Source organism: Tsukamurella ocularis, from assembly GCF_965138335.1.
GTDB lineage: Bacteria > Actinomycetota > Actinomycetes > Mycobacteriales > Mycobacteriaceae > Tsukamurella > Tsukamurella ocularis_A.
This window is the reverse complement of the sequence record NZ_CBCSDV010000006.1, coordinates 87281-114270: the sequence shown is the minus strand read 5'-3', so window position 1 is coordinate 114270 and position 26990 is coordinate 87281. Positions and strand designations below refer to the sequence as shown.

31 protein-coding genes and 1 pseudogene are annotated in these 26990 nt (G+C 71.3%); 23 read left to right on the top strand and 9 right to left on the bottom strand.

Features of this window, described 5'->3' with window-relative positions; translation table 11 throughout:
• Positions 1-6 precede the first annotated feature (6 nt).
• The 3 genes from ACNAYW_RS08175 to ACNAYW_RS08165 are packed head-to-tail and all read left to right on the top strand — an operon-like array spanning position 7 to position 1279.
• A complete protein-coding gene (locus ACNAYW_RS08175) occupies positions 7-468 on the top strand; it encodes a VOC family protein (protein WP_415849206.1) in 462 nt (153 codons plus the stop codon).
• Entirely contained in the window at positions 465-794 is a 330-nt protein-coding gene (locus ACNAYW_RS08170; protein ID WP_415849205.1) for an ArsR/SmtB family transcription factor, read from the top strand. Before ACNAYW_RS08175 ends, ACNAYW_RS08170 begins: the two co-directional genes overlap by 4 nt.
• Positions 791-1279, top strand: coding sequence for an SRPBCC domain-containing protein (locus tag ACNAYW_RS08165; RefSeq protein WP_415849204.1), 489 nt, complete (start codon positions 791-793; stop codon positions 1277-1279). Before ACNAYW_RS08170 ends, ACNAYW_RS08165 begins: the two co-directional genes overlap by 4 nt.
• On the opposite strand, the gene ACNAYW_RS08160 is transcribed toward ACNAYW_RS08165, so the two are convergent.
• From ACNAYW_RS08160 to ACNAYW_RS08150, 3 genes are all read right to left on the bottom strand, one after another.
• A complete protein-coding gene (locus tag ACNAYW_RS08160; RefSeq protein WP_415849203.1) occupies positions 1280-2278 on the bottom strand; it encodes an aldo/keto reductase in 999 nt (332 codons plus the stop codon).
• Position 2279: 1 nt separating this feature from the next.
• Complete coding sequence (locus ACNAYW_RS08155) at positions 2280-2783, bottom strand: MerR family transcriptional regulator (protein ID WP_415849202.1); 504 nt, start codon at positions 2781-2783, stop codon at positions 2280-2282.
• 63 nt (positions 2784-2846) lie between these two features.
• Positions 2847-3431, bottom strand: a complete 585-nt coding sequence (locus ACNAYW_RS08150; RefSeq protein WP_415849201.1) for a DinB family protein — start codon at positions 3429-3431, stop codon at positions 2847-2849.
• Between the two features lie 17 nt (positions 3432-3448).
• Here ACNAYW_RS08150 and ACNAYW_RS08145 point away from each other — a divergent pair, with 17 nt between their 5' ends.
• Together ACNAYW_RS08145 and ACNAYW_RS08140 are read left to right on the top strand one after the other, a co-directional pair.
• Complete coding sequence (locus tag ACNAYW_RS08145; RefSeq protein ID WP_415849200.1) at positions 3449-5290, top strand: HNH endonuclease signature motif containing protein; 1842 nt, start codon at positions 3449-3451, stop codon at positions 5288-5290.
• 118 nt (positions 5291-5408) lie between these two features.
• Positions 5409-5918 carry a GNAT family N-acetyltransferase gene (locus ACNAYW_RS08140; protein ID WP_415849199.1) on the top strand — a complete coding sequence of 170 codons (510 nt, stop codon included), beginning with the start codon at positions 5409-5411 and terminating at the stop codon, positions 5916-5918.
• Between the two features lie 20 nt (positions 5919-5938).
• Here the strand turns inward: ACNAYW_RS08140 and ACNAYW_RS08135 are convergent, their stop codons facing one another.
• Together ACNAYW_RS08135 and ACNAYW_RS08130 are read right to left on the bottom strand one after the other, a co-directional pair.
• On the bottom strand, positions 5939-6187 hold the full coding sequence (locus tag ACNAYW_RS08135) for a hypothetical protein (RefSeq protein WP_415849198.1): 249 nt from the start codon (positions 6185-6187) through the stop codon (positions 5939-5941).
• A gap of 38 nt (positions 6188-6225) precedes the next feature.
• Positions 6226-7026: an ABC transporter ATP-binding protein gene (locus tag ACNAYW_RS08130; protein WP_415849197.1), complete on the bottom strand. Its 801-nt coding sequence runs from the start codon at positions 7024-7026 to the stop codon at positions 6226-6228.
• 36 nt (positions 7027-7062) lie between these two features.
• Here ACNAYW_RS08130 and ACNAYW_RS08125 point away from each other — a divergent pair, with 36 nt between their 5' ends.
• Positions 7063-7836 (top strand): methyltransferase domain-containing protein, encoded by a 774-nt coding sequence (locus ACNAYW_RS08125; protein ID WP_415849196.1) that lies wholly within the window; start codon positions 7063-7065, stop codon positions 7834-7836.
• Here the strand turns inward: ACNAYW_RS08125 and ACNAYW_RS08120 are convergent.
• Positions 7818-8717, bottom strand: coding sequence for a LysR family transcriptional regulator (locus tag ACNAYW_RS08120; protein ID WP_415849195.1), 900 nt, complete (start codon positions 8715-8717; stop codon positions 7818-7820). The two genes, ACNAYW_RS08125 and ACNAYW_RS08120, sit on opposite strands and share 19 nt — an antisense overlap.
• 71 nt (positions 8718-8788) lie before the next feature.
• On the opposite strand from ACNAYW_RS08120, the gene ACNAYW_RS08115 reads away from it, so the two are divergent.
• Together ACNAYW_RS08115 and ACNAYW_RS08110 are read left to right on the top strand one after the other, a co-directional pair.
• On the top strand, positions 8789-10015 hold the full coding sequence (locus ACNAYW_RS08115) for an MFS transporter (protein ID WP_415849194.1): 1227 nt from the start codon (positions 8789-8791) through the stop codon (positions 10013-10015).
• A 14-nt stretch (positions 10016-10029) separates the two neighbouring features.
• The gene (locus ACNAYW_RS08110) at positions 10030-10806 is read left to right on the top strand and encodes an LLM class F420-dependent oxidoreductase (RefSeq protein ID WP_415849193.1); all 777 of its coding nucleotides are present in this window, start codon (positions 10030-10032) and stop codon (positions 10804-10806) included.
• Here ACNAYW_RS08110 and ACNAYW_RS08105 read toward each other — a convergent pair.
• Positions 10769-11647, bottom strand: coding sequence for a class I SAM-dependent methyltransferase (locus tag ACNAYW_RS08105; RefSeq protein WP_415849192.1), 879 nt, complete (start codon positions 11645-11647; stop codon positions 10769-10771). The genes ACNAYW_RS08110 and ACNAYW_RS08105 overlap by 38 nt on opposite strands.
• A gap of 46 nt (positions 11648-11693) precedes the next feature.
• Between ACNAYW_RS08105 and ACNAYW_RS08100 the strand changes: the two genes are divergently transcribed.
• The 5 genes and pseudogenes from ACNAYW_RS08100 to ACNAYW_RS08080 all read left to right on the top strand — a co-directional run bounded on the left by ACNAYW_RS08100 (position 11694) and on the right by ACNAYW_RS08080 (position 15360).
• Positions 11694-12275 carry a TetR/AcrR family transcriptional regulator gene (locus ACNAYW_RS08100; RefSeq protein ID WP_415849191.1) on the top strand — a complete coding sequence of 194 codons (582 nt, stop codon included), beginning with the start codon at positions 11694-11696 and terminating at the stop codon, positions 12273-12275.
• The gene (locus ACNAYW_RS08095; RefSeq protein ID WP_415849190.1) at positions 12272-13018 is read left to right on the top strand and encodes a phosphoglyceromutase; all 747 of its coding nucleotides are present in this window, start codon (positions 12272-12274) and stop codon (positions 13016-13018) included. Before ACNAYW_RS08100 ends, ACNAYW_RS08095 begins: the two co-directional genes overlap by 4 nt.
• Before the next feature lie 99 nt (positions 13019-13117).
• Complete coding sequence (locus ACNAYW_RS08090; RefSeq protein WP_415849189.1) at positions 13118-13414, top strand: GNAT family N-acetyltransferase; 297 nt, start codon at positions 13118-13120, stop codon at positions 13412-13414.
• Between the two features lie 63 nt (positions 13415-13477).
• Positions 13478-14732, top strand: a pseudogene (locus ACNAYW_RS08085) (sensor histidine kinase); the annotation flags it as partial.
• Complete coding sequence (locus ACNAYW_RS08080; protein ID WP_415849188.1) at positions 14671-15360, top strand: response regulator; 690 nt, start codon at positions 14671-14673, stop codon at positions 15358-15360. The pseudogene ACNAYW_RS08085 and the gene ACNAYW_RS08080, both read left to right, overlap by 62 nt.
• Before the next feature lie 659 nt (positions 15361-16019).
• Here the strand turns inward: ACNAYW_RS08080 and ACNAYW_RS08075 are convergent.
• Positions 16020-16835: a hypothetical protein gene (locus ACNAYW_RS08075; RefSeq protein ID WP_415849273.1), complete on the bottom strand. Its 816-nt coding sequence runs from the start codon at positions 16833-16835 to the stop codon at positions 16020-16022.
• A 48-nt stretch (positions 16836-16883) separates the two neighbouring features.
• Here ACNAYW_RS08075 and ACNAYW_RS08070 point away from each other — a divergent pair, with 48 nt between their 5' ends.
• The 10 genes from ACNAYW_RS08070 to ACNAYW_RS08025 all read left to right on the top strand — a co-directional run bounded on the left by ACNAYW_RS08070 (position 16884) and on the right by ACNAYW_RS08025 (position 25914).
• On the top strand, positions 16884-17843 hold the full coding sequence (locus tag ACNAYW_RS08070) for a Ppx/GppA family phosphatase (protein ID WP_415849187.1): 960 nt from the start codon (positions 16884-16886) through the stop codon (positions 17841-17843).
• A 161-nt stretch (positions 17844-18004) separates the two neighbouring features.
• Positions 18005-19327, top strand: coding sequence for a hypothetical protein (locus tag ACNAYW_RS08065; protein WP_415849186.1), 1323 nt, complete (start codon positions 18005-18007; stop codon positions 19325-19327).
• A gap of 14 nt (positions 19328-19341) precedes the next feature.
• Positions 19342-20193 (top strand): sugar phosphate isomerase/epimerase family protein, encoded by an 852-nt coding sequence (locus ACNAYW_RS08060; RefSeq protein WP_415849185.1) that lies wholly within the window; start codon positions 19342-19344, stop codon positions 20191-20193.
• Between the two features lie 41 nt (positions 20194-20234).
• Positions 20235-21062, top strand: coding sequence for a thioesterase family protein (locus ACNAYW_RS08055; protein WP_415849184.1), 828 nt, complete (start codon positions 20235-20237; stop codon positions 21060-21062).
• Positions 21063-21100: 38 nt separating this feature from the next.
• Positions 21101-21910: a pyrroline-5-carboxylate reductase gene (gene proC / locus ACNAYW_RS08050; protein ID WP_415849183.1), complete on the top strand. Its 810-nt coding sequence runs from the start codon at positions 21101-21103 to the stop codon at positions 21908-21910.
• 128 nt (positions 21911-22038) lie between these two features.
• Positions 22039-22284 (top strand): helix-turn-helix domain-containing protein, encoded by a 246-nt coding sequence (locus tag ACNAYW_RS08045; protein ID WP_068523814.1) that lies wholly within the window; start codon positions 22039-22041, stop codon positions 22282-22284.
• A gap of 162 nt (positions 22285-22446) precedes the next feature.
• On the top strand, positions 22447-22548 hold the full coding sequence (locus tag ACNAYW_RS08040) for a 30S ribosomal protein bS22 (protein ID WP_003402602.1): 102 nt from the start codon (positions 22447-22449) through the stop codon (positions 22546-22548).
• A 75-nt stretch (positions 22549-22623) separates the two neighbouring features.
• Complete coding sequence (locus ACNAYW_RS08035; RefSeq protein WP_415849182.1) at positions 22624-23706, top strand: NAD-dependent epimerase/dehydratase family protein; 1083 nt, start codon at positions 22624-22626, stop codon at positions 23704-23706.
• A 4-nt stretch (positions 23707-23710) separates the two neighbouring features.
• Positions 23711-24778, top strand: coding sequence for a lysophospholipid acyltransferase family protein (locus ACNAYW_RS08030; RefSeq protein WP_415849181.1), 1068 nt, complete (start codon positions 23711-23713; stop codon positions 24776-24778).
• A 212-nt stretch (positions 24779-24990) separates the two neighbouring features.
• The gene (locus tag ACNAYW_RS08025) at positions 24991-25914 is read left to right on the top strand and encodes a hypothetical protein (protein WP_415849180.1); all 924 of its coding nucleotides are present in this window, start codon (positions 24991-24993) and stop codon (positions 25912-25914) included.
• Between the two features lie 107 nt (positions 25915-26021).
• Here the strand turns inward: ACNAYW_RS08025 and ACNAYW_RS08020 are convergent, their stop codons facing one another.
• The gene (locus ACNAYW_RS08020; protein WP_415849179.1) at positions 26022-26936 is read right to left on the bottom strand and encodes an HAD family hydrolase; all 915 of its coding nucleotides are present in this window, start codon (positions 26934-26936) and stop codon (positions 26022-26024) included.
• Positions 26937-26990: the final 54 nt, after the last annotated feature.

The window sequence follows — 26990 nt, the reverse complement described above, 5'->3', positions numbered from 1 at the left end:
CGAAGTATGGATGGCAACGTACTCACCGCAGCAGTGATCTACCGCGACGCCCCGGCCGCCCTCGAGTGGCTCGAGCGGGCGTTCGGCTTCGAGACGACGATGGCGATCGACCCGCCGCCGGGACAGCCCACGATGGGCCACTACGAGATGGACTGCGGCGGCGGCCGCATCATGATCGGTTCGGAGTGGACGGACTCGGCGCGCAGCCCCGCCAGTGTCGGCGGAGTGAACACCCAGTCCCTGCACATCGGGCTCGCGGAGGGCATCGACGCGCATTGCGAGCGGGCCCGCGCCGCCGGGGCGACGATCGTGCAGGAGCCCGAGGACCAGTTCTACGGCGACCGCACCTACCGGGCCGCCGACCTCGACGGCCACACGTGGACCTTCTCGATGCACGTCCGCGACGTCAGCCGGGCCGAGGCCGAGGCGGCCATCGGCACGTCGATCCGGGCGAAGAACTGGTCGTGACGGCGCCCCAGCTGGACGCGACCCTCGCGGCGCTGTCCGACCCCGTGCGCCGCCGCGTCGTCGAACTCCTCGCCGACCGGCCCCGTCGGCCGGGCGAACTGGCGGAGGAGACCGGGGCGAGCCCGTCGACGCTGAGCAAGCACCTGCGGGTGCTGCGCACCTCCGGTCTGGTCACCGAGGAGCACCCCGCGCACGACGCCCGGGTGCGGATCTACACGCTGCGGTCGGCGCCGATGGCCGAGCTGCGCGGGTGGCTCGAGGCCGCCGAACGCGGCTGGGCGCAGCAGCTCACCGCCTTCCAGGACCTGCTCGCGGAGGAATCGTGACGCCGCCCGACGCCTCGCGCGTACTGGTCGCGCTGCGCGTGCCCGCGACGCCCGAGCGCGCCTTCGCGGCGTTCACCGACCGGATCGACGACTGGTGGGTGCACAACGGACTGTTCCAGTTCACCCGCGGGCGCACGGGGACGATGGTCTTCGAGACCGGGCCGTCGGGCCGGCTGCTGGAGCGGTACGACGACGGCACCGAGTTCGTCATCGGCGGCGTCCGCGCGTGGGACCCGCCGCACGGCTTCGTGATCGGCTGGCGCCAGGCCGGATTCGAGCCGGATCAGGACACCGAGTTGCACGTCTCGTTCGCCGCGGTGCGGGACGACCCGCCCTCCACGCGGGTCACCGTGCAGCACTTCGGCTGGGACACCATCCCGCCGGAGAACGCTGCGCGGCACGGCTTCCCGCTGCAGGTCTTCTCGCTCCGTTTCGCGCAGTGGTGGCAGCACCAGCTCGCGGGACTCGCCACCACCGCGCGCTGATCAGCGCTGTTGCAGTGTGCGCTGGGGCAGGCGGCTGCCGACCGCGGAGAGCTCGGTCAGCTCGGCGAGCTGCGCCCCGCTGAGCGTGACGTCCGCGGCGCCGAGGTTGTCGGTGAGATGCGTGCGGCGGGTGGTACCGGGGATCGGGACGATGTCGTCGCCCTGCGCCAGCACCCAGGCGAGTGCGACCTGCGCGGCGGTCACCGGCGCACCGTCGGACCCGGCGCCGGCGGCGGTGAGGTCAGCGGCGATGGCGTCGATCCGGTCGACGAGGCGCAGGTTGGCCTCCAGGTTCTCACCCTGCCAGCGAGGGATCGAGTTCCGGAAGTCGTTCCCCTCCAGCGCCGCCGCCACGGCCTTGCGGTCGGCAGTGAGGAGCCCCCGCCCGAGCGGGCTGAACGGCACCAGACCGGCGCCCACCTCGCGGGCGGTCTGCAGCGGGCCGTCCTCGACGTCGCGGGTGAAGATCGAGTACTCGGACTGCAGCGCCGCGATCGGGTGCACGGTGGCGGCCCTGCGGATGTCGTCGGCGCTCGCCTCCGAGAGGCCCAGGGCGCGGACCTTGCCCGCCGCGACCTGCTCGGCCATCGCGCCCACGGTCTCCTCGACGGGGACCTGCGGGTCGACGCGGTGCAGGTAGTAGAGGTCGATCACATCGACGCCGAGGCGGCGCAGCGAGCCGTCGACGCACCCGGCCACCCGCTCCGGGCGGCCGTCGATGCCGACGGGCCTGGCGTTCTCGTCGTTGACGAAGCCGAACTTCGTGGCGAGCACGATCTCGTCGCGATGCGCCGCCGCGAACGGGGCGAGGAACTCCTCGTTGGCGCCGTTGCCGTACATGTCGGCGGTGTCGTAGAAGGTCACGCCGGCGGCCAGCGCCGCCTCCAGGGTGGCGCGGGCCTCGTCGGGATCGGCGGCGCCGTACGCGTGACTCATGCCCATGCAGCCGAGGCCGAGGGCCGAGACCTGCAGCGTGCCGAGGGTGCGGGTGGGGATCATGTCAGTCCTCCTGGGAGTGGTGGGGCGCGGCGGAGTCGGCGGCTTCGCCGGCGCAGGTGCCGAGTTCGCCGCCGTAGGTGGCGATCTTGTAGTCGATCACCGCGAGCGAGTACTGCAGCTCCTCGATCTGCGCGAGCGTGCGGGCGCGGTGGGCGGAGAGGAGTGCGAGCCGGGCGGGGACAGTGGCGTCCCCGCCGTCGACCAGGTGCACGTACTCCGTGATGTCGGCGATGGGCATGCCCGACAGGCGCAGTCGCGTCAGGAAGATGACCCGCGCGATCGCCTGTGGGCCGTAACGGCGGTGGCCGGCGCCGTCGCGGTCGACGGTGACCAGCCCGATCCGTTCGTAGTACCGCAGCGTGTGGCCCGAGACGCCCACCAGTTCCGCCAGTTCGGCGACGGTGAGCGGCCCCTCCTGCGCCGGCCCGGCGAGGATCTCGGCGGTGTTCGGCAGCGGCCCGCGGGAGCGGACGATGGAGGCGAGTTCTTCGGTGTGTGCGACCACGTGAGCAACGCTAAGCCTTCGAGTGCACTCGAAGTCAACCGGAAATCGTGCGAGCGGACGGCGCTACCGCGCGGACGGCGTCCAGGGCTCGACGAATCCCAGGTCGCCCAGGCCCTCGGCGGCGGCGATGAGCGGGTAGCCGGTGGCACCGTCGATCTGCTCGCGCAGGATGTCGGCGTGGCCGGCGTGGCGGGCCACCTCCTCGATGACGTGCAGCAGGATCCAGCGCACCGTCCACCCCGCGAAGTCCTCGGCGAACCACGGTGCGGGGCGTGCGGGCGCGACCGCGTCGAGATCCGCCCCGTCCGCGACGGCCAGGACGCGCGCGGCGGCGACGTCGTGGGCGGCGAGCAGGGAGGCGAGCGTCTCGTCCTCGCCGAGCCGGAAGTCGTCGCCCTCGGCCATCGCGTCGAGCCGAGGGTCGCTGAACAGCTCCGGTGCCGCCTCAGCCCTCGCGGACCAGGCGTCGACGGTGAGCGTGACGTGCTTGAGCAGCCCGCCTACGGTGAGCGCGCTGCGGGTGGGGGAGAGGCGGATCTGCGCCTCCGTGAGACCGAACGCGGTGTGCCGCAGACCGTCGAGCTGTTGGGCGAGGAAGCCGCGCAGGCCAGCGCGCTCCGTCTCGGCCGGGGGTGCCATGAACGGCATGAGTTCTCCTGTGATCGGTGGCTGGGCTCAGTGAAGCGCAATCCACTGACAATCATCGTCTGTTCGATATGTTGTCGAAGAAAAGCCTTGTCAAGACCTGTATTCGTTCGATATTGCTCGGTAGAATTGAATGTATGAGCTATTCGGACGACGCGTTCACCCTCGGCAGGCGGGTGCTCACTCCGCTGCCGCCGGTGCTCGACGGTGCGGTGTCCGGGCTGAGTGCGGCGGGCGTGCTGTCGCGGCTGCGGGTGCTGGCGGCCGAGCAGAACCGACTGGAGGCGGAACGATCGGCGATGCTGACCAGGCTCTACGAGATTCGTGACGACGCGCGACGGATCCGCGAGGAGTCCCCGCGTCGTTTCATCGACGACTGGGACGAGCTGGTGGCGGAGGTCGGCGCCGCGCTGGGCGTCGGTCGCACGGCGGCGGGATCGGCGGTGCATCGTGGGCTGGATCTGCGGGAACGTTGCCCGCGACTGTTCGAGGCGTTCGCGGCGGGGGAGGTGTCGCTGCCGTCGGTGCGGGAGGTGCTGCGCGCGTCGGCGGCGGTCCTGGACGATCGGGTCGCGGCCATGTTCGACGAGCGGATCACGGCCTGGCTCGCCGCCCGCAGCGGGCAGTCGCTCACGGTGCGGGCGGTGGCGGAGGCGGCGAAGGGTGTTCTGGTGCGGTTGGATCCGGCGGCGGCACGCGAGACGCCCCCGGCGCCGCCGCGGGAGCGGCTCGAATTCCACGCTCGCGCGGACGGGCTGGTCGATCTGGAGGCGGTGATGCCGACGGAGCAGGTGTTGCGCTTGTCCGCGCTGGTCGGGCCGGTGGCGCGGTCGGTGTGCCGGGACGATGGCCGCACCCTGGGGCAGCGGCAGGTGGCCGCGCTCGTCGCGCTGGCTGAGGGATACGAGAGCCTGGCGTGCCTGTGCGGCAGGGAATCGTGCGATCTGCGCGAAGCGCGCCCGCGGACCGGGGCGGTGTCGCAGGAGATCCAGGCGCTGGCGGTGATCGTGCTCAACGAAACCGATCTCGCTGACGTCGTGGCGGACGACGGCGCGACCCCTGACCTCTTCAGCGATCATGGTGCGGACGACGCCGATTCGAGGAACGGCGTCGACGCGGTCCGTGGCGCAGTGGTACTCACGGGGGAACCGGGAATCACCGGCCCGGTCACCGTCGAACAGGCGCGAGAGCTGATCGCTGCCGGCAACACGCAGTGGCGGGTCCTCGGCCGCCGCGACGCCGCCACCGGCGAGGTCCACCTCCGCGGCGCCGGGGGCTACCGGCCCACCTGGTACCAGCTGCTCGTCATGCGCCTGACCTACCCCACCTGCGTCTTCCCCGGCTGCAACACTCCCTCGGATCGGTGCCAGGCCGACCACGTCTCCGAGTACGACCACGACGACCCCACCGCGGGCGGGCCGACCACCGTCGCCGGCCGCGACACCCCAGGGAACCTGGTGCCACTGTGCGGATTCCATCACCGCATCAAGACCGAAACCGGATGGCTCTCCGATGTCCTGCCTGACGGCACCGTCGAATGGCGGCACCCCGCCGGTGGAGTTCACACCGTGCCGCCCGGCACCGCCCGGGAACTCCTGCCGGGGCTCGAACGGATCATCTGGGACGCCCCCGAGCCGGCGCCGCCGAAACTCAAGAACCCCGACGGGCTCGCATCCGCCGCGAAACGACGAGCGAAAGCCCGCCGCACCCTCCGCGCGGAGAATCAGCTCCTGCGTGAGGAACACCGCGAAAACCGCACCGCCATGGCGGAGGAACGTGCCAGGGAGCGGGAGCGGGCCGAGGCGCTTGCTGCGGGGTTGGTCTACGACGACACGCAGCCCCTTCAACCGCCACCATTCTGAGCGGCGACGCGGAGCGAGCGAGGGAGACCCACCCGCGTCGCGCATTCGCTCACTTGTCATTTGCGGGTATCACGATCTGGTAGGCAGTCATGGTATGGGCGCAGTAGGGCAGAGGTACGTGGTCGCGAACGGCGAGCGGGTGAGCTTGGGCTGGTTCTTACCCGACGACTTCGCCGCCGTTCACGCCTTCGCTTCCGACCCGCGCGTGTGCGAGTTCATGACGTGGGGGCCGAACAGCCCTTCCGATACGCACCGCTTCCTCACCGAGCGACTGACGCCTTCGGCGGATGCCTTCCAGCTCGCTGTGATCGTGAGGGGTCACGTTGTCGGCAGCGCTGCAGTGTGGCAGACAGATTCGGCGAACATGGTCGGGGAGTTGGGATACTCACTGTCCCCCGAAGTATGGGGGAATGGCTACGCAACCGAAGCAGCGAGGCTGCTGATCGGGATCGGGCGTGATCGGCTCGGGCTCGTCAGAATCGCAGCGACGTGCGACGTGGACAACCTGGCGTCGGCAAGGGTGTTGGAGAAGGCCGGGATGGTCCGTGAGGGAACTCTCCGTGCCCTCAAGGTCGTACGTGGTGAACGTCGCGACCATTACCTGTACGCGCTGATTGCGTCGCAGTAAGCGGCTGCGCAGCGGGTCGTCTATCGCCCCGGATGTGAGTGTTCGCCCGTGGGCGGAGGCCTGTGGTCGCTGCTGCCGATGTGATGACTGGACGGCGGCACGTTTCTCCACTCGTCCTCTTCGCCGAGCGTCCACTTCCGGAAGCCGGGGGTGAAGCCGCCCGACCACTCGCCGCGCTTCTGTCGGCGACGCACGATGACCATGAGGATGATGGGAACGACCGTGACCGCGATGGCGAAGACGATGATGACTGCGGCGCCTGCATCCATGTATTCAGTATGGAGCACTATTGCCGCGATGCGCTCCGTCAGTGGGACCGTGCCGTCCAGCGACCGTCCTGGCGGGCGATGGAGATCGGGTGGTCGAAGGCGTGGCTGATCGCGTCGGTGGTCAGCACGTCGCCGACCGCACCGGCCGCGGTGATGCGGCCGTCGCGGATCAGCACGGCGTGCGTGGTGGTCACGGGGATCTCCTCGAGGTGGTGGGTCACCAGGATCGAGGCGAGCTCGGGGTGGGCGCGCCGCGCACCGTCGACGGTGGTCAGGAGGCGTTCGCGCGCGGCGAGGTCGAGCCCTGTGGCCGGCTCGTCCAAGAGCAGCAGCGCCGGATCGCCCATGAGTGCGCGGGCGATCAGCGCGCGCCCGCGCTCGCCCTGGGAGAGGGTCGGCCACCGCGACTCCACGTGGCGCGACATCCCCAGCGTCTCGACGAGCTCCTCCGCGCGGGCGCGCTGCGCCTCGGTCGGCGCCCAGCGCGGCGGGAACTCCGGCGTGTTCGTCACGCCGGTGATCACCACGTCGCGCACGGTGAGCGGGGCGTCGAGGCGGTGGCGCGGGTTGACGTGCCCGATGTGCGTGCGCAGCTCGCGCATGTCCACCCGGCCGAGGCGCTTGCCGAGCACGTCGACGGTGCCGCGCGTCGGGTGCGTGACCGCACCGCAGAGGCCGAGCAGCGTCGACTTCCCCGCCCCGTTCGCGCCCAGCAGGACCCAGTGCTCGCCCCGGCGCACGGTGAGGGAGACGTCGTCGAGGAGGTTGCGACCGGTGCGGACCAGGTCCACGTGGTCGATGCTCAGCACGTGCGGATCGTTCGTCGCGGTATCAGTCACAGTCCACCTCTCCACTCAAATTGATTGGATGATTGTATGACTTCGCACCGATGGGATCCATCTCAGTACCTCCGTTACGGCGACGAGCGCACTCGGCCGTTCCTCGACCTGCTGGCCCGCGTGCCCGGTGACGCGCGCACCGTCGTCGATCTGGGGTGCGGCCCGGGCAACGACGTCGGACCGCTCCGCGCCCGCTGGCCGGAGGCCGCGATCCACGGTGTCGACTCCAGCGCGGAGATGATCGAGCGCGCCCGTGCCGACGTCGCCGATCCCCGCGCGACCTTCGCGGTCGGGGACGCCGTCGCGTGGCGCCCCGACGGCGAGCGCCCCGACGTGATCGTCTCGAACGCCATGTACCAGTGGGTCGATCGGCACATCGACCTGCTGCCCGCCACCGCCGACGGTGCCGCCCGCGCCTTCGCCTTCCAGGTGCCGGGCAACCAGGACGCGCCCTCGCACGCGCTCCTCTGGGACCTGGCGGCGGAGTACGGCATCACCGACTTCCGCCGCATCGACGTGCGCGACCCCGCGGAATACCTTGCGGCGCTGCAGCGCCCCGGTTGGGAGATCGACGCCTGGGAGACCACCTACCTCCACGTGCTGCAGGGACCCGACGCCGTCTTCGAGTGGATCTCCGGCACCGGCGCGCGCCCGGTGCTCGCGCGGCTCGACGGTGCCGAGCGCGACGACTTCGTCGCCCGGTACAAGACGGAGCTGAACATCGCCTACCCGCCACAGGATTTCGGGACGGTGCTGCCGTTCCGCCGGATCTTCGTCGTCGCCGGTCGCGATCAGGCGTCGAGCGCGTAGTCGCGGAACGCGCGCACCGCGCGCGGCAGGGCGGTGTCGGGCCGCCAGATGAGTCCCACCTCGCGGGTGGGCGCGGGCCCGGACATGGGCACCAGTACGAGGCCGGGCGGCCAGAGCGGGTCCTCGTCGACGGGCAGCAGTGCCACCCCGAGACCCGCCGCGACGAGGCCGGCCACGGTGAACGACTCGGAGGACTCGAAGGCGATCCGCGGCCGGAAACCCGCGGCGGCGCAACGCTCCTCGAGGATGCGCCGGAGGCCGAACTCGGGGTGCATCGTGATGAAGTCCGCATCGGCCGCCTCGGAGAGGTGCACCGACGCGCGCTCGGCCAGGGGGTGGCCGGCGGGGACGGCGAGCGCCAGGCGCTGCACTGCGAGCAGGCCGAAGGCGACGGCGCTGGTGGCCGGGCGGGGCGAGACGATCGCGAGGTCGGCCTCGTCGGCGAGCACCCGCTCGGTGACGGTCCCGGCGGCGAACTGCGAGAGCTCGAAGGTCACGCGCGGCTCCCGCGCGCGGAAGCCGGAGACGAGCCGCGGTACCAGCGCGACGCCGAAGGAGTGCAGGAAGGAGAGCCGGATCGTGCCCTGCGACGGGCTGCGCAGGTCCGCGATCTGCGCGCGCGCCGCCTCCAACTCGGCGTGCGCGCGCCTCGCGTGGTCGAGGTAGATCTCGCCGCTGGCGTTGAGCACGAGGCGCCCGTGCCGCCGGTCGAACAGCGGTGCCCCGATGTCCGACTCCAACCGCGCCAGCGTGCGCGAGAGCGTGGGTTGGGTGATCCGCAGCGCCGCCGCAGCATCGGTCATGTGCTGGGTCTCGGCCAGCGTGATGAACCGTGCGAGGTCGTCCGACGTACTCGGAGTGGGCCTGCCAGCTGCGGTCATGCGTTCTTTCTATCAGGATCGACAGATCCATGCATTTCACACATCGCCGGTTCGGGAGCAGGGTGGGGCCCATGACCGCCACCGCCTCGAACCTCGGTACCGCGCCGCTCCGGGCCGGGACGCCCGCGTACCGTCGGACCACCCTGGCGCTGTTCGTGGCGGGCCTGACCACCTTCGGTTCGATGTACTCGACCCAGGCCGTGCTCCCCGAGCTGACCCGCGTCTTCGGCGCGGCGCCGGCCGTCTCGGCGCTCGCGGTCTCCGTGACCACCGGGCTGCTGGCGCTCGCGATCATCCCCGTCAGCGCGCTCTCGGAGCGCTTCGGCCGGACCCCCGTGATGACGGCGTCGGTCGTGGCCGCCGTGCTGCTGGGTCTGGTGATCCCCCTCGCGCCGAATCTGCCGGTGCTGCTGATCCTCCGTGCGCTGCAGGGGATCGCGCTCGCCGGCGTGCCCGCGGTCGCCATGGCCTACCTGGCCGAGGAGGTGGACGGGCGCGACCTCGGCGGGGCGATGGGGCGGTACGTCGCCGGCACGACGATCGGTGGTCTGCTCGGTCGCGTGGTCACGGCGGTGGGGCTCGACGTGATGGCCTGGCGCGGCGCCATGGAGCTCTTCGCGGTCGCGGCGGCGGTGTTGACGGTGGTCATGATCCGCACGCTGCCGGCGTCGAGGTTCCATGTGCCCGAGCCGGTCTCGGTGGGAAAGACGGTGCGCGGCATGCTCGGCCATCTCCGCAGGCCGGAACTCGCGACGCTGTTCGTGCTCGCCTTCCTGCTCATGGGCGGATTCGTCAGCGTCTACAACTTCCTCGGGTTCCGGCTGCTCGCGGAGCCCTTCGCCCTCGCGCCCGGCGTCGTCGGGCTGGTCTTCCTCATCTACCTCGCGGGCACCGTCTCCTCGGGCACTGCGGGCCGGCTCGCGGACCGGCGCGGCCGGCGGCGCGTGTTGCTGGCCTCGATCGCGACCATGGGCGCGGGCCTGAATCTCACGCTGCCGGATTCGACGCCCGCCGTGCTGGCCGGGATGGTCGTCTTCACCGCGGGCTTCTTCGCGGCGCACAGCGTCGCGAGCGGCTGGGTCGGGCGGCTCGCGACCGAGCACCGCGCGGAGGCCTCCTCGGGGTACCTGTTCTGCTACTACGCGGGCTCGTCGGTGCTCGGGGCATCGGGCGGAGCGGCGTTCGCGGCGCTCGGGTGGACGGGGCTGGTGGTCGCGGTGTCGGTCGCGGTGGCCGCGGCGTTCGTACTGGTCGTCGCCGTCCTTCCCGGTTCGTCCGGCGCGCCCCTGGCGCGCTGAGTAGCGTCGGTGCCATGCGCATCGGAGTTCAGCTTCAGCCCCAGCACTTCACCGAGTACCAGCAGTTCCGCGACGCCGTCGCCAAGCTCGAGGACCTGGGTGTCGACGTGGTCTACAACTGGGACCACTTCTTCCCGCTGTCGGGCGATCCCGACGGCACGCACCTCGAGTGCTGGACGATGCTCGCCGCCTGGGCGGAGCAGACCTCGCGGATCGAGATCGGCGCGCTGGTCACGTGCAACAGCTACCGCAACCCCGACCTGCTCGCCGACATGGCGCGCACCGTCGACCACATCTCGAAGGGCCGCCTGATCCTCGGCATCGGCTCCGGCTGGTTCCAGCGCGACTACGACGAGTACGGCTACGAGTTCGGCACCGCCGGCTCGCGCCTCGACGATCTGGGCGCGGCCCTGCCGCGGATCACCGAGCGCTGGAGCAAGCTCAACCCCGCTCCCACGCGCGACATTCCGATCCTCATCGGCGGTGGCGGCGAGAAGAAGACGCTCCCGCTGGTCGCGCAGTACGCCTCGGTGTGGCACTACTTCGTGGACCTGGAGACCTACCGGCACAAGTCGGCGGTGCTCGCGCGGGCCTGCGAGCGCATCGGCCGGGACCCGAAGTCCATCGCGCACAACATCGCCATCCCGCGCGGGATGGGCGTCGACGGTGCCCTGGCCTTCGCCGATCAGCTCGTCGCCGAGGGCGCCACGCAGTTCACCGCCGAGCTCTCCGCGCCCGGGTTCGACTACACGGTCATCGAAGCGCTGCTGCGCTGGCGGGATTCGCAGTAGGCAGATAGGTCACGACGCCGCTCCACGGGGCGTCGCCGGGGTCGCGGGGGTCGGGCTGCGGGCCCGCGGCCAGGCGGTGCGCCTCGGGTGAGTCCAGCCGTCCGAGGGCGACGGCGGCGGGGAACAGCGGCGCGATCCGCTCCGCGCGCCAGCCGCGCTCCTCGAAGTGGGCCACCCCGTCGGCGGGGAGGAAGCGCCACGGCGCCCGCCGCAGGATGCCGCGGTTCCGTTCGGCCATCACGGATCCCACGCCCGCGGCACTGAGATCCAGGCACCAGCGGTCGGCGCCCGCGGCCAGCAGGGTGTCCGCGAGGGCGTCGGCCTCGTCGGGGGAGAGGTACATGATCAGGCCCTCGGACAGGACCAGGACCCGACGGTCCGCGAGCCCGCCGAGCAGGTCCGCGAGCGCGCCGACGTCCGCCAGGTCGAGCGGCACCCGCCGCAGCCGGCACCGGGGCGTCTCCGCCGCGAGGACCGTGGCCTTGTGATCGAGGATCGCGGGCAGGTCGGCCTCGATCCACTCCAGCTCGGCGGGCAGGTCGAGCCGGTAGGGGCGGGCGTCGAGGCCGGCGCCCAGATTGATCACCGTGTCGCAGCCGTCGGCGATCGCCGCGGCTACGGCGCGGTCGAGGAGCACGGTGCGGGCGGTGAGGTACCAGCCGTCGCCGCCGCCCGCGGCGGGCGCCGCACCCTCCGCGATCGCCGCGCCCTCGACGCCCGCGAGCCGCGCGGCGAACGGGTCGTGGAACAGCGCGTCGGGGCGCGCCGATTCGACGGCCCGATGGTGCGCGACCCAGCGCGCGGTGTCGTCGACGGTGCCGATGAGCGGTTCCATGTCCATCTCCTCTATAGAAGTAGAGTGCTCTATTCTTATAGAGGATCCGACGGTGGGAGGGCAAGTGGACGAGCGGCGCACGGCGATCTGTGAGGCGGTCCTCGACCTCGCGGCCGAGGGCGGCAATCGCGCCGTGACGCACGGCGCCGTCGACAAGCGGCTGGCGCTGCCGAAGGGCTCGACGTCGTACTACTACCGCACCCGCACGGACCTGCTCACCGCTGCGATCGGGCGCCTGCGGGACCGGTCGCGCGCCGAGTTCGAGAGGGCGGTGCCGCGCACCGTCGACCCCGATGCCGCGGCGGACGTGATGGCGCACCAGCTGCACCTGCTGCTCACGGACCGCCGGCGCGACGCGCTCGCGCGGTACGCCCTCGCGCCCGACGCGGCCGCGGACGGGCTCGCAGCGGACCTCGCCACCTGCCTGTTCTCCGTGCCGCTCGCGACGGGCCTGTTCGCGGCACTCGGCACCGTCGACTCCGGCCGGGCTGCGGCCGACCTGGTCAGCATGCTCGAGGGGCTCCTCTTCGACCGGTTGTACGGCGCCCGGTCGCTCGGCCCCGCGAAGGCCGAGGCGGAGAGCGTCGCGGACCTGCGTGGGCCGATCCGGCGGGCGTTAAACTACGGCGCATGACCTACGGCACCCTGATCCTGCTCCGCCACGGCGAGAGCGAGTGGAACGCGTCCAACCAGTTCACCGGCTGGGTCGATGTGGCGCTGACGGAGAAGGGGCGCGGCGAGGCCGTCCGCGGCGGCGAGCTGCTCAAGGAGGCCGGCCTGCTGCCGGACATCCTGTACACCTCGCTGCTGCGCCGCGCGATCACCACCGCGAACCTCGCGCTGGACGCCGCCGACCGGCACTGGATCCCCGTGGTCCGCGACTGGCGTCTCAACGAGCGCCACTACGGCGCGCTGCAGGGCCTCAACAAGGCCGAGACCAAGGACAAGTACGGCGACGAGCAGTTCATGCTGTGGCGCCGCAGCTACGACACCCCGCCGCCCGCGATCGACCCGGCGAACGAGTACAGCCAGACCGAGGACCCGCGGTACGCCCACCTGCCGCAGGTGCCGCTCACCGAGTGCCTGCTCGACGTGGTCAAGCGCTTCGTCCCCTACTACCAGGCCGTCATCGAGCCGCAGGTCGCGCAGGGGAGGACGGTGCTGGTGGCCGCGCACGGCAACTCGCTGCGCGCGCTGGTCAAGCACCTCGACGGCATCTCCGATGCCGACATCGCCGCGCTCAACATCCCCACCGGCATCCCGCTGACCTATTCCTTCACCGAGGACGGCGCGGTCGCCAACCCGGGCGGCACCTACCTGGACCCCGAGGCCGCCGCCGCCGGCGCCGCCGCAGTGGCGAACCAGGGCGCCAAGTAGTCCCACGATCGAACGACGGGGCGGTACCGAGAGAAATCGGTACCGCCCCTTAAGTTTTTCCTCAGGCTCCGGGGCCGCGCAGGCGATAGGTTGGATCACATGGCTGACGTGACTGTGACCCACTCCCCGGAACAGGAGCGCTACGTGCTCACCGTCGACGGCGAGCAGGCGGGCTACCTGGACTACGTCGACGAGGTGGACGTGCGCCTGCTCACGCACACCGTGGTCGACGCCGAGTACGGCGGCAACGGCTACGCGGCGGTGCTCACCAAGGCCGCCCTCGACGATGTCGTCGCGTCCGGGAAGAAGGCCCGGGCCGTGTGCTCGTACGTCGCCGCCTACGTCACGAAGCACCCCGAGTACGCCTCCGTTGTCGAGGTGGCCGCCGACCGGTAACCCGTTGTTCACCAGTCGTTCCCGATGTGAAGTATCGCAGGAGAACCTGGGTACACTGACCGCGTGACTGTGGCCCTCTGTGCGGTGTCCGCCCTGGTGGGCGCCCTCATCGGATGGTTCGCGCGGCGTGTTCGGCAGCGGGTGACCACGGCCGTACCGGCCGGTCCGACCCGCATGACGGTGGCCGAACTCAACCGTGCGGTGATCCGTGACTCGCCCACCGGGCTCGTGGTGGTGGACCGGTTCCGGGACGTCATCGCGTGCAACGCCCGCGCCGAGGAGTTCTCCCTCGTCCGCGAACAGCTCCTCGACGACCGGGTCTGGCAGGCCGCGTCGCTCGTCCTCGAGACCGGGGCGCCCCGCACCGTCGAGCTGACGGTCTCGCGGCGGTCCGACCGGGCGAGCATCGCGGTGCGCTGCCGCGTGGACCTCATCGAAGGGCTCGAGGCCGACGAGCGGTACGCCGTGGTCTACGCCGACGACGACACCGAGAACCAGCGCATGGAGGCCACGCGCCGCGACTTCGTGGCGAACGTCTCGCACGAGCTGAAGACCCCCGTCGGCGCGATCGGCCTGCTCGCCGAGGCGCTCCTGGAATCCGACGACGACCCGGAAGCGGTGCGGCACTTCGGCTCCCGCGTGCTCGTCGAATCCACGCGCATGGGCAACATGGTCAACGAGCTGATCGCCCTCTCCCGCCTGCAGGGCGCGGAGAGGCTCCCCGATCTCGGCAGCGTCGAGGTCGACGACGTGGTCGGCGAGGCAGTCGCCCGCGCTCAGGTCTCGGCCGAGGCGAACAACATCTCCCTCATCGTCGACGAGCCCTCGGGCCTCGAGATCCGCGGCGACGACACCCTGCTGCTCACGGCGCTGTCGAACCTCATCTCCAACGCGATCGCCTACTCCCCGCAGAACACCCAGGTCTCGATCAGTCGCCGCCTGCGCCCCGCCGCCGGGGACGACGGTGCCGCCTCCGTCGAGATCGCGGTGACCGATCGGGGCATCGGCATCGCCCCCGAAGACCAGGAGCGCGTCTTCGAGCGCTTCTTCCGCGTCGACAAGGCGCGGTCCCGGATGACCGGCGGTACCGGACTCGGTCTCGCCATCGTCAAACACGTCGCCGCGAACCACGGCGGCACCATTAGGCTCTGGAGCAAACCGGGCATGGGTTCGACCTTCACGCTGGTGCTGCCGGCGCCGGTCGAGCCGGGTGCGGACCCTGCAGAGCGCGATGACCACAGTGAGGATGTACTGCGGTGACACACGTACTGATCGTCGAGGACGAGGAGTCGCTCGCCGACCCCCTGGCGTTCCTGCTCCGCAAGGAGGGGTTCGAGACCACCGTCGTGACCGACGGTGCCGAGGCGCTGCGGCACTTCGACGCCGCCGGCGCCGACATCGTCCTGCTCGACCTCATGCTGCCGGGCATGAGCGGCACCGACGTGTGCAAGCAGCTGCGGGCCCGCTCGTCCGTGCCGGTCATCATGGTGACCGCCCGCGACAGCGAGATCGACAAGGTCGTGGGCCTGGAGCTGGGCGCCGACGACTACGTCACCAAGCCGTACTCCGCGCGGGAGCTCATCGCCCGGATCCGCGCGGTGCTGCGCCGCGGCGCCGACACCGCCGCCGCGGACGGCCTGGACGACGGGGTGCTCGAGGGCGGCCCCGTCCGGATGGACGTCGAGCGGCACGTCGTGACCGTCGGCGGCGAGGCCGTGACCCTGCCGCTCAAGGAGTTCGACCTGCTCGAGTACCTGCTGCGCAACAGCGGCCGCGTGCTGACCCGCGGGCAGCTCATCGACCGCGTCTGGGGCGCCGACTACGTGGGCGACACCAAGACGCTCGACGTGCACGTCAAGCGCCTGCGCAGCAAGATCGAGGCGGATCCCGCCAACCCGAAGCACCTGGTCACCGTCCGCGGCCTGGGCTACAAGCTCGAGCCGTAGTCGCCGCGCTGCTGGTAGCAGTGCCGGGTCGCGCGCAGCCGCCGGCCGGTGCAGCGTGTGGGTATGAGACTGCTCGTACTCGGAGGCACGGCCTTCTTGTCCCGCGAGGTGGCGGTCGCCGCGCTTCGCTCCGGCCACCAGGTCGTCTGCGCAGCGCGGGGCACATCCGGGACCGTGCCGGACGGTGCTCACCTCTTCCGTTGGGACTGATCCGCCGGACCGGTTCCGTCCGAGCTGTCCGACGGTGCCTTCGACATCGTCATCGACGTGGCCCGGATACCGTCCTGGGTGCGAACCGCGGTCGCAGCGCTGCCCGCCGCACACTGGGTGTTCGTCTCCACGATCAGCGTCTACGCCGACGTCGCGACGCCGGGCGGCGGACCTGCCACTGCTCCCCGCCCTGCACGACGACGTGGCGCTCGACCCGAGCCCCGAGGCGTACGGCGCCATGAAGGTGGCGTGCGAGGAGATCGTGCGCGCCGCGTGCCCCGACGCCGCGCGCGCGACCGCCGAGTAGGTAGCAGCCGGTGCAGCTACCCGCAGGTAGGTAGCACTCGATGCACACGTTTCCGCAGGAAGCGTTCTGGACTAACGCTGTTAAGTAGGCGAGTGGCTGGATCTAATGCTGTTTAGTCAGGCGGTGCAGCTGTGGTGGGGGCCTACAGTTCCACGTACTTCATGTCGTAGCTCTGCCGCTCGGTCGCGGCGGCGGTCGCCGGGTGCACGGCGACGAGAGTGTCGCGGCGGGCCTCGCACTCGCGGGCGAGCGCGGCGTAGGCCTGCTCGCCCAGGAGCTCCGTCAGCTCGGGGGCGTAGCTCTGCCACACTTGTTGGGCGCCGACGTGCGCCTCCGGCGAACCGGTGCAGTACCACTGCAGGTCGAGTCCGCCCGCGCCCCAGCCACGCCGGTCGTACTCGCCGATCGTGGTGCGCAGGATCTGCTCGCCGTCGGGCCGCTCGATCCACTCCTGCGTGCGCCGAACGGGCAGCTGCCAGCAGACGTCGGGTTTGACGGTGAGCGGTTCCACGCCGGTCCGCAGGGCCATGGCGTGCAGGGCGCAGCCCTCCCCGCCCGGGAAGCCGGGTCGGTTGAGGAAGATGCAGGCACCGTCGTACCGGCGGGTCCGCAGCGCGGGCTCGTCGTCGAGGTCGTCCTCCTCGAGGTAGCCCTTCTTGCCCAGTCCCTTGCTGCGGAACTGCCAGTCGTCGTCGGTGAGCTTGGCGACGGCCTTCTTCAGGCGCTTCTTGTCGTCGTTGTCGGAGAGGAAGGCGCCGTGGCTGCAGCAGCCGTCGGTGTCGCGGCCCGGCTCGATCCCGTGGCACGACGCGGTGCCGAACATGCACGTCCAGTGCGAGAGCAGCCAGGTCAGGTCCGCGGCGATCAGGTGCCGCGGGTCGGCGGGATCGGTGAACTCCAGCCACTCGCGCGGGAAGTCCAGCGGGACTTCCGGGACAGGACGCCGCAGGCCGGGCATCGGAAGGTCGGTCACAGGGGCCACCGTAGTCGGGTCTAGATTGACGGGGTGAGATTGGGAGTCCTCGACATCGGGTCCAATACGGTGCACCTGCTCGTGGTCGACGCCCACTGGGGTGCGCACCCGACGCCGATGAGCTCGACCAAGGCCACGCTGCGGCTCGCCGAGAAGATCGAGCCGAGCGGCCGGCTCAGCCAGGCCGGCGAGGACGCCCTCGTGGACTCCGTCGAGGAGTTCACGAAGATCGCGCGCAGCTCCGGCTGCTCCGAGGTGATGGCCTTCGCGACCTCCGCGGTCCGGGACGCCAGCAACACCGACACCGTGCTCGCCCACGTCAGGCAGGCCACGGGCGTCGACGTCGAGGTCCTCTCCGGCGCCGACGAGTCCCGCCTCACCGCGCTCGCGGTGCGCCGCTGGTACGGCTGGAGCGTCGGCCGCGTGCTCAACATCGACATCGGTGGCGGCTCGCTGGAGATGAGCAACGGTGTCGACGAGGAGCCGGACGTCGCGCTCTCGCTCCCGCTGGGTGCCGGCCGGATCACCCGGGAGTGGCTGCCCGACGATCCGCCCGGTCGTCGCCGCGTCGCCATGCTGCGCGACTGGCTCGACGCCGAGATCGCGCCCGCCGCAGCACGACTGCAGGCCGTCGGCGCGCCCGACCTCGTCGCCGGCACGTCGAAGACGATGCGCACCCTCGCCCGCCTCACCGGTGCGGCGCCCTCGTCCGCAGGGCCCCGCGTCAAGCGGACGCTGACGGCGCGCGGCCTGAGTCAGCTCATCGCCTTCATCAGTCGGATGACGGAATCCGACCGCCGCGAGCTGGACGGGCTCAGCTCCGACCGCGCGGGCCAGATCGTGGCCGGCGCGCTGGTCGCCGAGGCCGCGATGCGGGCGATGAAGGTCGAGGCGTTGGACATCTGCCCGTGGGCGCTGCGCGAGGGCGTGATCCTGCGGTATCTGGACACGCAGGCGGGCTTCACCCCGGAGAGCAGCGGTAAAGCTCATTAAAGCGACGAAGTAACATGACGGACCGCCGCGTGTGCCGCCACGGTTGCGCCGCGGTGAACCAGTAGAATCTTCTGAGACCACACAGGGCGTGAGTGGCGGGTGTGACTTTTCCGGCACGCGCGCGGCCCACGAGGCCGATGAGCCACAGGACGGTGACGTGCATGAGCGAGGAGCGAAGGATTTCGCTGGCGGAGCTGCTCGCCAGGGAGGGCGGCGCCCCGCCCGCACCCACGGGCGGCCGCCGCCGACGCCATCGCGGCGGTGAGAACTCGATCACCGTCGCCGAACTGACCGGTGAGATCCCCGTCATCCGCGACGACCAGCCCGCCCCGGCGGACCAGGCGCCGGCGCAGCAGCCCGCGTCCGAGTCCGTCCAGCCCGAGTCCGTCCAGCCCGAGGCGGTCCAGCCCGAGGTCGTCGAGCCCGAGGTCGTCGAGCCCGAGACCGCCGAGGCTGCGGCGCCCGAGACCGTCCAGCCCGAGGCCGCGGCGCCCGCCGTCGAGCCGGCCTCCGCGCCGGCGCAGGCCGAGCAGGACGACGACGAGCCGATCACCTCCTCGTTCCTGGCCGCCGCCGTGGCCGACCCGGGCCCCGTCGAGGCGCCCGCGCCGCAGCAGCCCGCAGCGCAGGAGCCGGCGGCGCAGGAGCCGGCGGCGCAGGAGCCCGAGGCTCCGGCCGCGGACGAGGCGCCCGCGCAGTCGGAGGGCCGCCGCGGCGGGCTGCTCCGCTGGGGCCGCGGCTCCCGGCAGGCGGAGGCGCCGCAGGAGCCCGCGCAGCCGGCGGAGCCCGTCGTCGAGCCCGATGTCGAGCCGACCGCCGCGCCTGCCGCCGCCGAGCCCGCGCAGGGCGCCGCCGCCGCGCAGGGCGCTGATGCCGCGCAGGCGGAGGAGGGCAAGGACTACGCGTGGTCGCGCTGGGACCAGGCCGAGGCCCCGATCATGGCGACCGCCGACTTCAATACCGCGCAGGTCCGCGAGCGGCAGTCCCGGTTCGCCGAGATCGAGGCGGACGACACCGTCGACGTGCGGCCCGTCGCCGTGCCGACCCCCGACCTGGACGCCGCCGATGCGCCCGCCGCGCCCGACACCGCGGCGCTGAGCGCCCGGCGGATCGACGACGCGCGCGCCGACGAGGAGGCCCCCGACTTCCTGGCGAAGCCGGGCGACGCCGAGGGCGAGACGGACGCCGACGAGAAGGCCGAGTCGGGCAAGGGCCGCGGCTGGGCCGCGCTCGCCGCCGAGGTCGTGCTCGGCCTGGCGGCCGGCGCCGGCCTGTTCTACGGCTTCTTCAAGCTGTGGAACTGGGGCGGCGGCTGGCCGACCATCGCGCTGACCGTCGTGCTGGCGTTCATCGTGATCATCGGCATCGTCACCTTCACGCACTACCTGCGCAAGACCACCGACTACCTGACGCTGGGGCTCGCGCTGTTCGTGGGCCTGGTGATCACCTTCGGACCGCTGCTGATGGCGCTCGGCTCGAACTGAGTACGCTCGGCGTCGTGAGCGGGATACCGGTCGGACTGTCGACGGCCTCGGTCTATCCCGAGAAGCTCGAGGACGCCTTCCGGTACGCCGCGGAGACCGGCTACGACGGGGTCGAGCTGATGGTCTGGCACGAATCGGCCAGCCAGGACATCGCCAACGTCGCAGGCCTGTCCATGCGGTACGACGTGCCCGTGTTGTCGGTCCACGCGCCCTGCCTGCTCATCAGCCAGCGCGTGTGGGGGCCCGACCCCATGGCCAAGCTCGGCCGCGCGGTGACCGCGGCGGAGGACCTGGGCGCGGACACCGTCGTCGTGCACCCGCCCTTCCGCTGGCAGCGGCGCTACGCCGAGAACTTCGTCGACCTGGTCAGCGAGCTCGAGGACGACAGCCCCGTCGCGATCGCCGTGGAGAACATGTTCCCGATGCGGCTCGACGCCTTCTTCGGGCGCCGCGTCGAGTCCGTGGAGCGGCTCAAGCGGCGCGGCCACCCGGGCACGGCGGTCTCGGCCTTCGCACCGTCGATCGATCCGACGGACGTCGGCTACGCGAACTACACCCTGGACCTCTCGCACACCGCGACTGCGGGCGTCGACGCCCTCGAGCTCATGGACCGCATGGGCGACGGTCTGCGGCACCTGCACCTCACCGACGGCCTCGGCGCCGCCGTGGACGAGCATCTCGTGCCGGGCCACGGCACCCAACCGGCCGCCGAGGTGTGCCGCCGGCTCGCCGCGTCGGGCTTCGACGGGCACGTGATCCTGGAGATCGCGACGGGCTCGGCGAAGTCGCCCGAGGAGCGGCGTGCGATGCTCACGGAGGCGCTGGAATTCGCGCGGGAGCACCTGCGCGCCGACCCGGCCGCCTGACGTTCGGCGCCCGCGGGCGCCCCGGTAAGGAGTGCGCACAGATGGCTTTGTTCGCGGACCTCGTCTCCGTCACGAAGGCCCCCGGCGGGTACACCGCCGATATCGATCCCACCTGGTCGGTGGGCACCAAGGTGCACGGCGGCGCGCTGCTCGCCGTGATCGCCTCGGCGGCGCAGGCCGCCTATCTCGACGACGGGGGAGACCCCGACGTCACACCCGTGGTGATCTCCGCGGAGTACCTCGGCGCGCCCGATCCGGGGCACGTCGACCTGCGGACCGACGTGCGCAAGCGCGGGCGCACCACCTCCTTCGTGAACGTCGAGGCCGTGCAGGGCGACCGCGTCTACGTCCAGGCCGCCGTGACCCTGGCCCGCCGTGACGAGGGCGAGGAGCGCTACGCCGAGCCCCTCCCGGCGGACGCCATGCCTCCGACGCCGCCCGCGGACGCGCTGGCCTGGGACCCGGAGCACCCCGCGGCCAAGATCTTCAAGGTGGGCCGCGTGGCCGAGGTGCACTACGACGCCTCGACGCTGCCCGTCATCGAGGGCCGCACCGGCCCCGCCGAGACCCGCGGCTGGGTGCGGCTGCGCGAGGAGCCGCTCTCGGGCCTGTTCGCGCTGCTCGCCACCGACATCTCGCTGCCCGTGGTCGCCAACCTCGGCGGCATCGGCTGGGCGCCCACGATCACGCTGACGGCGTCCGTCCGCCGCGAGCCCGTCGACGGCTGGCTGCGGTTCCGGGCGTCCGCGCCCGTCGTCGGGCAGCGCTGGTTCGAGGAGGACCACGTGCTGGTCGACGAGTCCGGGCACGTCGTCGCCACGTCCCGGCAGCTGGCGATGATGCCGGCGCCGCGGCCCGAGAAGTCCTGAACACCGAGCACCGAAGAACGGATCGAGGAGTAACCGAGATGGATGGTCGTATCGCGCTGATCGGCGGCGGACGGATCGGCGAGGCCCTGCTGGGCGGACTGATCGCGGCCGGGCACGAGCCCGGTGCGCTCACGGTCGCCGAGCCCCATGCGGGCCGCGGCGGCGAGCTCGCCGAGCGCTACGGGGTGTCGACGGTGACCACCGTCGCCGAGGCGGTCGACGGGGCGGACCTGGTGGTGATCGCCGTCAAGCCCGACGTGGTGGCCGCGATCCTGCCCGACACGGCCTCCGCGCTGCGACCGGGCGCCGTGGTGGCCTCGGTGGCCGCGGGCGTCCCCACGACCGTCTACGAGGCCGCCCTGCCGGCCGGGACGCCCGTCGTGCGGGTCATGCCGAACACGGCGATGCTCGTCGGCCGGTCGATGAGCGGGATCTCCGGCGGCCGGGAGGCGACGGAGGCGCACGTGACGCTCGTGCGGGAGGTCATGGACGCGGTGGGGAAGACCCTCGTCGTGCCCGAGTCGAAGCTGGACGCGCTCACTGCGCTGTCGGGCTCCGGGCCCGCCTACGCGTTCCTGGTAGCGGAGGCGTTGATCGACGCCGGAGTGGATCTGGGGCTCACCCGCGACCAGGCGACGACGCTCGCCACGCACACGATCGCGGGCGCAGGTGCACTAATGGTTGAGACTTCCACGTCGCCCGTCGAGCTGCGGGCGGCGGTGACTTCTCCGGGCGGCACGACCGCCGCCGCGATCCGGGAGCTCGAGAAAAACGGCCTCCGACCTGCGTTTTACGCGGCGACGCGAGCTTGTGCGGAGCGATCCGCCGAGCTGGGGCGCCTCTCCTAGAAGGTTCGGTTAGCTCACTCCCGTCGCATTATTCCCATTGGTACCGCTAAGCTGCTCGAAGCACGTGCGTGTCAGGTCCGCCGGAGGGGAAGCCGGCGGCGCGACATGTGCCGGAGGTTAGGGATTACATGGCGTCTGCAAACAAGAACACCAAGCCCGCCGAGATCGGTGCCGGAGCCCAGGCTCCCCAGGCAGCCGGCTCGTCGTTCCTGACGGTGGCCGAGGTCGCCACCCTCATGCGGGTGTCGAAGATGACGGTCTACCGCCTGGTGCACAACGGGGAGCTCCCCGCGGTGCGAGTGGGCCGGTCCTTCCGGGTCCACGAGAAGGCCGTCCACGACTACCTGCAGACCTCGTTCTTCGACGCGGGCTAGGCCCGCCGGAGGACGTCCGTCGCGGCGGCGGTCACCGGGCGGATTTCGCCTGGGTCGCCGCGCCGGGTAAGGTAGAAGCCTGCTGCGTGGACGCGGGGGCTTCTCGGTACCCGGCCGCCGCGCACCGAACATGGCAATTCGATAGAGAGACGTGAGGAACCCATGGGTTCAGTGATCAAGAAGCGCCGCAAGCGCATGTCGAAGAAGAAGCACCGCAAGCTGCTCCGCCGCACCCGGGTGCAGCGTAGGAAGCTCGGCAAGTAGGCCTTCTGGTCACACTTTCATGAGAGCCCGCCCAGGACATGGGCGGGCTTTCGTGTTTCCGGTTACCCTTCAGTAATGAGTGAGTCGGTCGTCAGCGCGCCGCGCGTCGTCATGGTGACGGGCGCCTCCACGTTCGTGGGCGGCTACCTCGTGCGCCGGCTCGCGCAGCGTCCCGACATCGAGCGCGTGATCGGCGTCGACGCCGTGCCGCCCACCAAGGCGCTGCACCGTCGCATGGAGCCCGCGGAGTTCATCCGCGTCGACTACCGCAGCCACATCTTCGGCAAGATCATGGCGACCAACGAGGTCGACACGGTCGTGCACTGCTCCACGTCGGTCACCGATAACCACTTCCCGTCCGCCTCCACCAAGGACGCGATCGTGTTCGGCTCCATGCGGGTCTTCGCCGCGTGCCAGAAGTCGGAGACGGTCAAGCGGGTGATCATGCGCTCGGCGACGCAGGTCTACGGATCCCGCTCGCGCAATCCCGCACTCATCACCGAGGATCTGGTCGGCGGCGCCGCGGCGAGCGGCCACCCGCGGGACCTCCTCGACGCCGAGACCTACGCCCGCAGCATGGCCCGCCGCCGCACCGACATCGATCTCACGGTGCTCCGGCTCGCGCCCATCCTGGGCCCCAACATCGAGACGCTGCTCGGCTCGCTGTTCGAGCGGCCCGTCGTGCCCTCGATCATCGGCCGCGACGCCCGGCTGCAGCTGCTGCACCAGGACGACGCCCTGGGCGCCCTCGAGCACGCCGTCGTGGCCGGGAAGCCCGGGACGTACAACATCGCCGGCGACGGTGCCATCTCCATGTCGCAGGCCATCCGGCTGTCCGGCAGGGTGCCGCTCCCCGTGGTGAAGCCCGCGTTCGGGCCCGTCGTCGCGGCGATTCGCGGCCGGGGCCGCGGCACGACGGACAAGGTCCAGCTCGCGTACCTCAGCTTCGGCAACGCCTTCGACACCACGCGCATGCGGAAGGAGCTCGGCTTCGAGCCGCGCTTCACCACGCGGCAGGCGATGGAAGACGCCGCACGCCACGGCCGCGCAGAACCTACAATCGGTGTGGATTCTTTTCTGAGCGTCGAGCAGCGGGTCGCCTCGCTGGCGCGGCGATTCGCTGGAATCGGTTCCGAGTACGGCACGGCTGGACGGTAGATCTATGACCAACGCTTCAGGCTCACAGCACGCGAAGGTGCTGCAGCTGCCCGTGTCCATCGACACCGCTCGCACCGAGGGGCGCGAGCGCGCGCAGCAGCGGCACCCGTCCGCGTTGACCGGCACGCCCGCACCGTCGGCGCCGCGCCGCGAGGCCACGGTGCACGCCCTCAACCCCGACTACATCGCCGCGGCGCAGCCGGGGGAGCCCGGCCCGGGGTGGCGCGAGCGCGCCGCGGAATCGGTGGTCGACGGTGCCGCCTTCGTCCGCGAGCGGCTCACCGGCGACTACGACATCGACGCCTTCGGTTTCGACCCGCACCTGACCGACGCGCTGTTCCTGCCGGCGCTGCGACCCGTCTACGACAAGTGGTTCCGCGTGGACACCACCGGCGCCGACAATCTGCCCCGCGAGGGCGGCGCGCTGCTGGTGGCGAACCACTCCGGCGTCATCCCGCTCGACGGGCTGATGTCGGCCGTCGCGGTGCACGACAACCACCCGGACCAGCGGCACCTGCGGCTGCTGGCGGCCGACCTGGCCTTCGAGTACCCGTTCATCGGCGAGGTCGCCCGCAAGCTGGGCGCCACCGTCGCCTGCAACGCGGACGCCGAGGCGCTGCTCACCCGGGGTGAGCTCGTCGCCGTGTGGCCCGAGGGTTTCAAGGGCATCGGCAAGCTCTACCGCGACCGGTACAAGCTGCAGCGCTTCGGCCGCGGCGGCTTCGTGACCGCCGCGATCCGGGCGCAGGTCCCGATCATCCCCGTGTCCATCGTGGGCGCCGAGGAGACCTACCCCATGCTGGCCGACGTGAAGCCCGTCGCGCGCCTGCTGGGCCTGCCGTACGCGCCGATCACGCCGCTGTTCCCGTGGCTCGGCCCGCTCGGCATGGTGCCGCTGCCGTCGAAGTGGCACATCGAGTTCGGCGAGCCCATCACCACGGACCGCTTCACGGAGGCCGACGCCGACGACCCGATGGTCGTCTTCGAGCTCACCGACAACGTCCGCGAGACCATCCAGCAGTCGCTGTACCGCATCCTCGCGCGCCGGAAGAACATCTTCCAGGACTTCTGAGCGTCCGGCTCCGTCGGTCCGGTCCGACGGTGCCCCGCCGGCTTCCGGGGCGGACCGCGGTCCATAGATCGGTCTTACTTCTTCATAACGCTGCAGCGTTATGAAGAAAGGGAACCGATAGCGGGAGATCCGAGAGTCGGGGAACCGCATCGGGTTTCTCGTACGTGAGCCAGAATGCAGTGGACGGCGTGGGGGCGCCGGCGGGGGTGCACATGGCGGACGACAAGCCGGTCGAATTCCGGCATCGCGAAGAACTGGTGGCGCTGGGGGCGACTGACCGGCAGATCCGCTTCTGGCAGCAGAAGAACACGATGACCCGCGTGTGGCGTGGGGCATACCACCTGGGGGCGAGGCTGGCGCCGTGGGACGAACTGCGGATCAGCGCGCTGGCCGCGGCGCAGCGGTCGGGGGATTCCGTGGTGCTCAGCCACGCGGCAGCCGCGGCGGTGCTGGGCATGAAGGTGCTGAACTCCGATTGGCAGACCGTCGATTTCACGAGTGACGGCGTGCGCGGCGGAACGAAGCGCGGGCGCAGACGGCTGCACGTGCGGCGACTCGACGCGGAGGACGTCGTCGTGGTCGACGGAGTGACGGTGACGTCGATCGCGCGAACGGCCCTCGACCTTGCGCTGGCCGGCGACTTCGTCGCGGCCGTCTGCGCGCTGGACGCGGCGTTGCGGATGGGTGTCACGCGGGAGGAACTGGAGGCGGCGATCGCCAGGCTCGGCCGGCGGCGGGGTACCGCGAACATGCTCGCAGCGCTGGGGGAGGCGTCGCCGCTGTCGGAATCGGTCGGCGAATCCCGCAGCCGGGCGTTGATGCTCAAATGGCCCGAGATCCCGCGCCCGGAGCTGCAGCGGGAGTTCTTCAACGAGGCGGGTGCCCTCGAGGCGCGCGTCGACTTCCTGTGGGCCGAGCGCGTGGTGGGCGAGTTCGACGGCAAGGGTAAGCAGAGGGACGGTTTCACCTCGGAGCGGCGGATCCAACGCGACAGCCTGCTGATGGGGCGGAAGCTGTACCCAACGCACTGGGACTGGGACGACTGCGAAGAGCCGGATCGTCTCCGGAACAAGCTCCACGATGCCCTCAACCCGTTCGGTCTGCTGCTCGACGGAGCCTCCCGCTATCGATCCTGACTCTACATAACGCTGCAACGCTATGAGGAAGCGGAACGAATCTGCGGACCGCGGTCCGCCTGGTGAGACGGCCGCGGGGGCCGGGGAGGGCACCGTCGAACCGGGGACTAGTCGTCGCTGAAGTGCTTGATCAGCGCGGCGGCGCCGCCGACGGCGACGCCCACCCCGATGGCGGTGGGGACGCCGATCTTGGCGGCCTTCCGCCCGGTGCGGTAGTCGCGGATCTCCCACCCGCGCACCCGCGCGACGTCGCGCAGGTCCGAGTCCGGGTTGATGGCGACGGCGGTGCCCACCAGGGAGAGCATCGGCACGTCGTTGTGGGAGTCGCTGTAGGCGGTGCAGCGCTTGAGGTTCAGGCCCTCGCGGATCGCCAGCGAGCGGACGGCGTGCGCCTTGCCCAGGCCGTGCAGGATGTCGCCGACGAGCTTGCCGGTGAACACCCCGTCCTGCGACTCGGCGACGGTGCCGAGCGCACCCGTGAGCCCGAGCCGGTCGGCGATGGTCTGCGCGAGCTCGACGGGGGTGGCCGTCACGAGCCACACCTGCTGGCCGGCGTCGAGGTGCATCTGCGCGAGCGCGCGGGTGCCGGGCCAGATCTTGTCGGCGATGATCTCGTCGTAGATCTCCTCGCCGACCGCCTTGAGCTCCTCCGTGGACCGGCCGGCGATGAAGGACAGCGCCTTCTCGCGCCCGGCGGCCACGTCCTCGCTGTTCTCCTTGCCCGTGAGCCGGAACTTCGCCTGCGCCCACACGGCCGAGGCCAGGTCGGAGTAGGAGAAGTAGTTGCGCGCGGCGAGGCCGCGGGCGAAGTGCACGATCGAGGCGCCCTGCACCATCGTGTTGTCGACGTCGAAGAAGGCGGCGGCCGTGAGGTCCGGCGGCACCTGGCCGTCCTCGCGGCCCTCCTTCTCGAGCAGCAGCGAATGGGCGGCGTCGGCGCTCGCCTCGCCCGCAGCGCTCTGCCGTTGTTCGTCGGCACTGGCCGTCTCGGACAAGGGCACCTCCCCACTCGCGTGATCCACGTGCGTGATCTCTCCTCAACCTTAGCGGCGCGCGCCGCGCTCGGGGTGGGACAC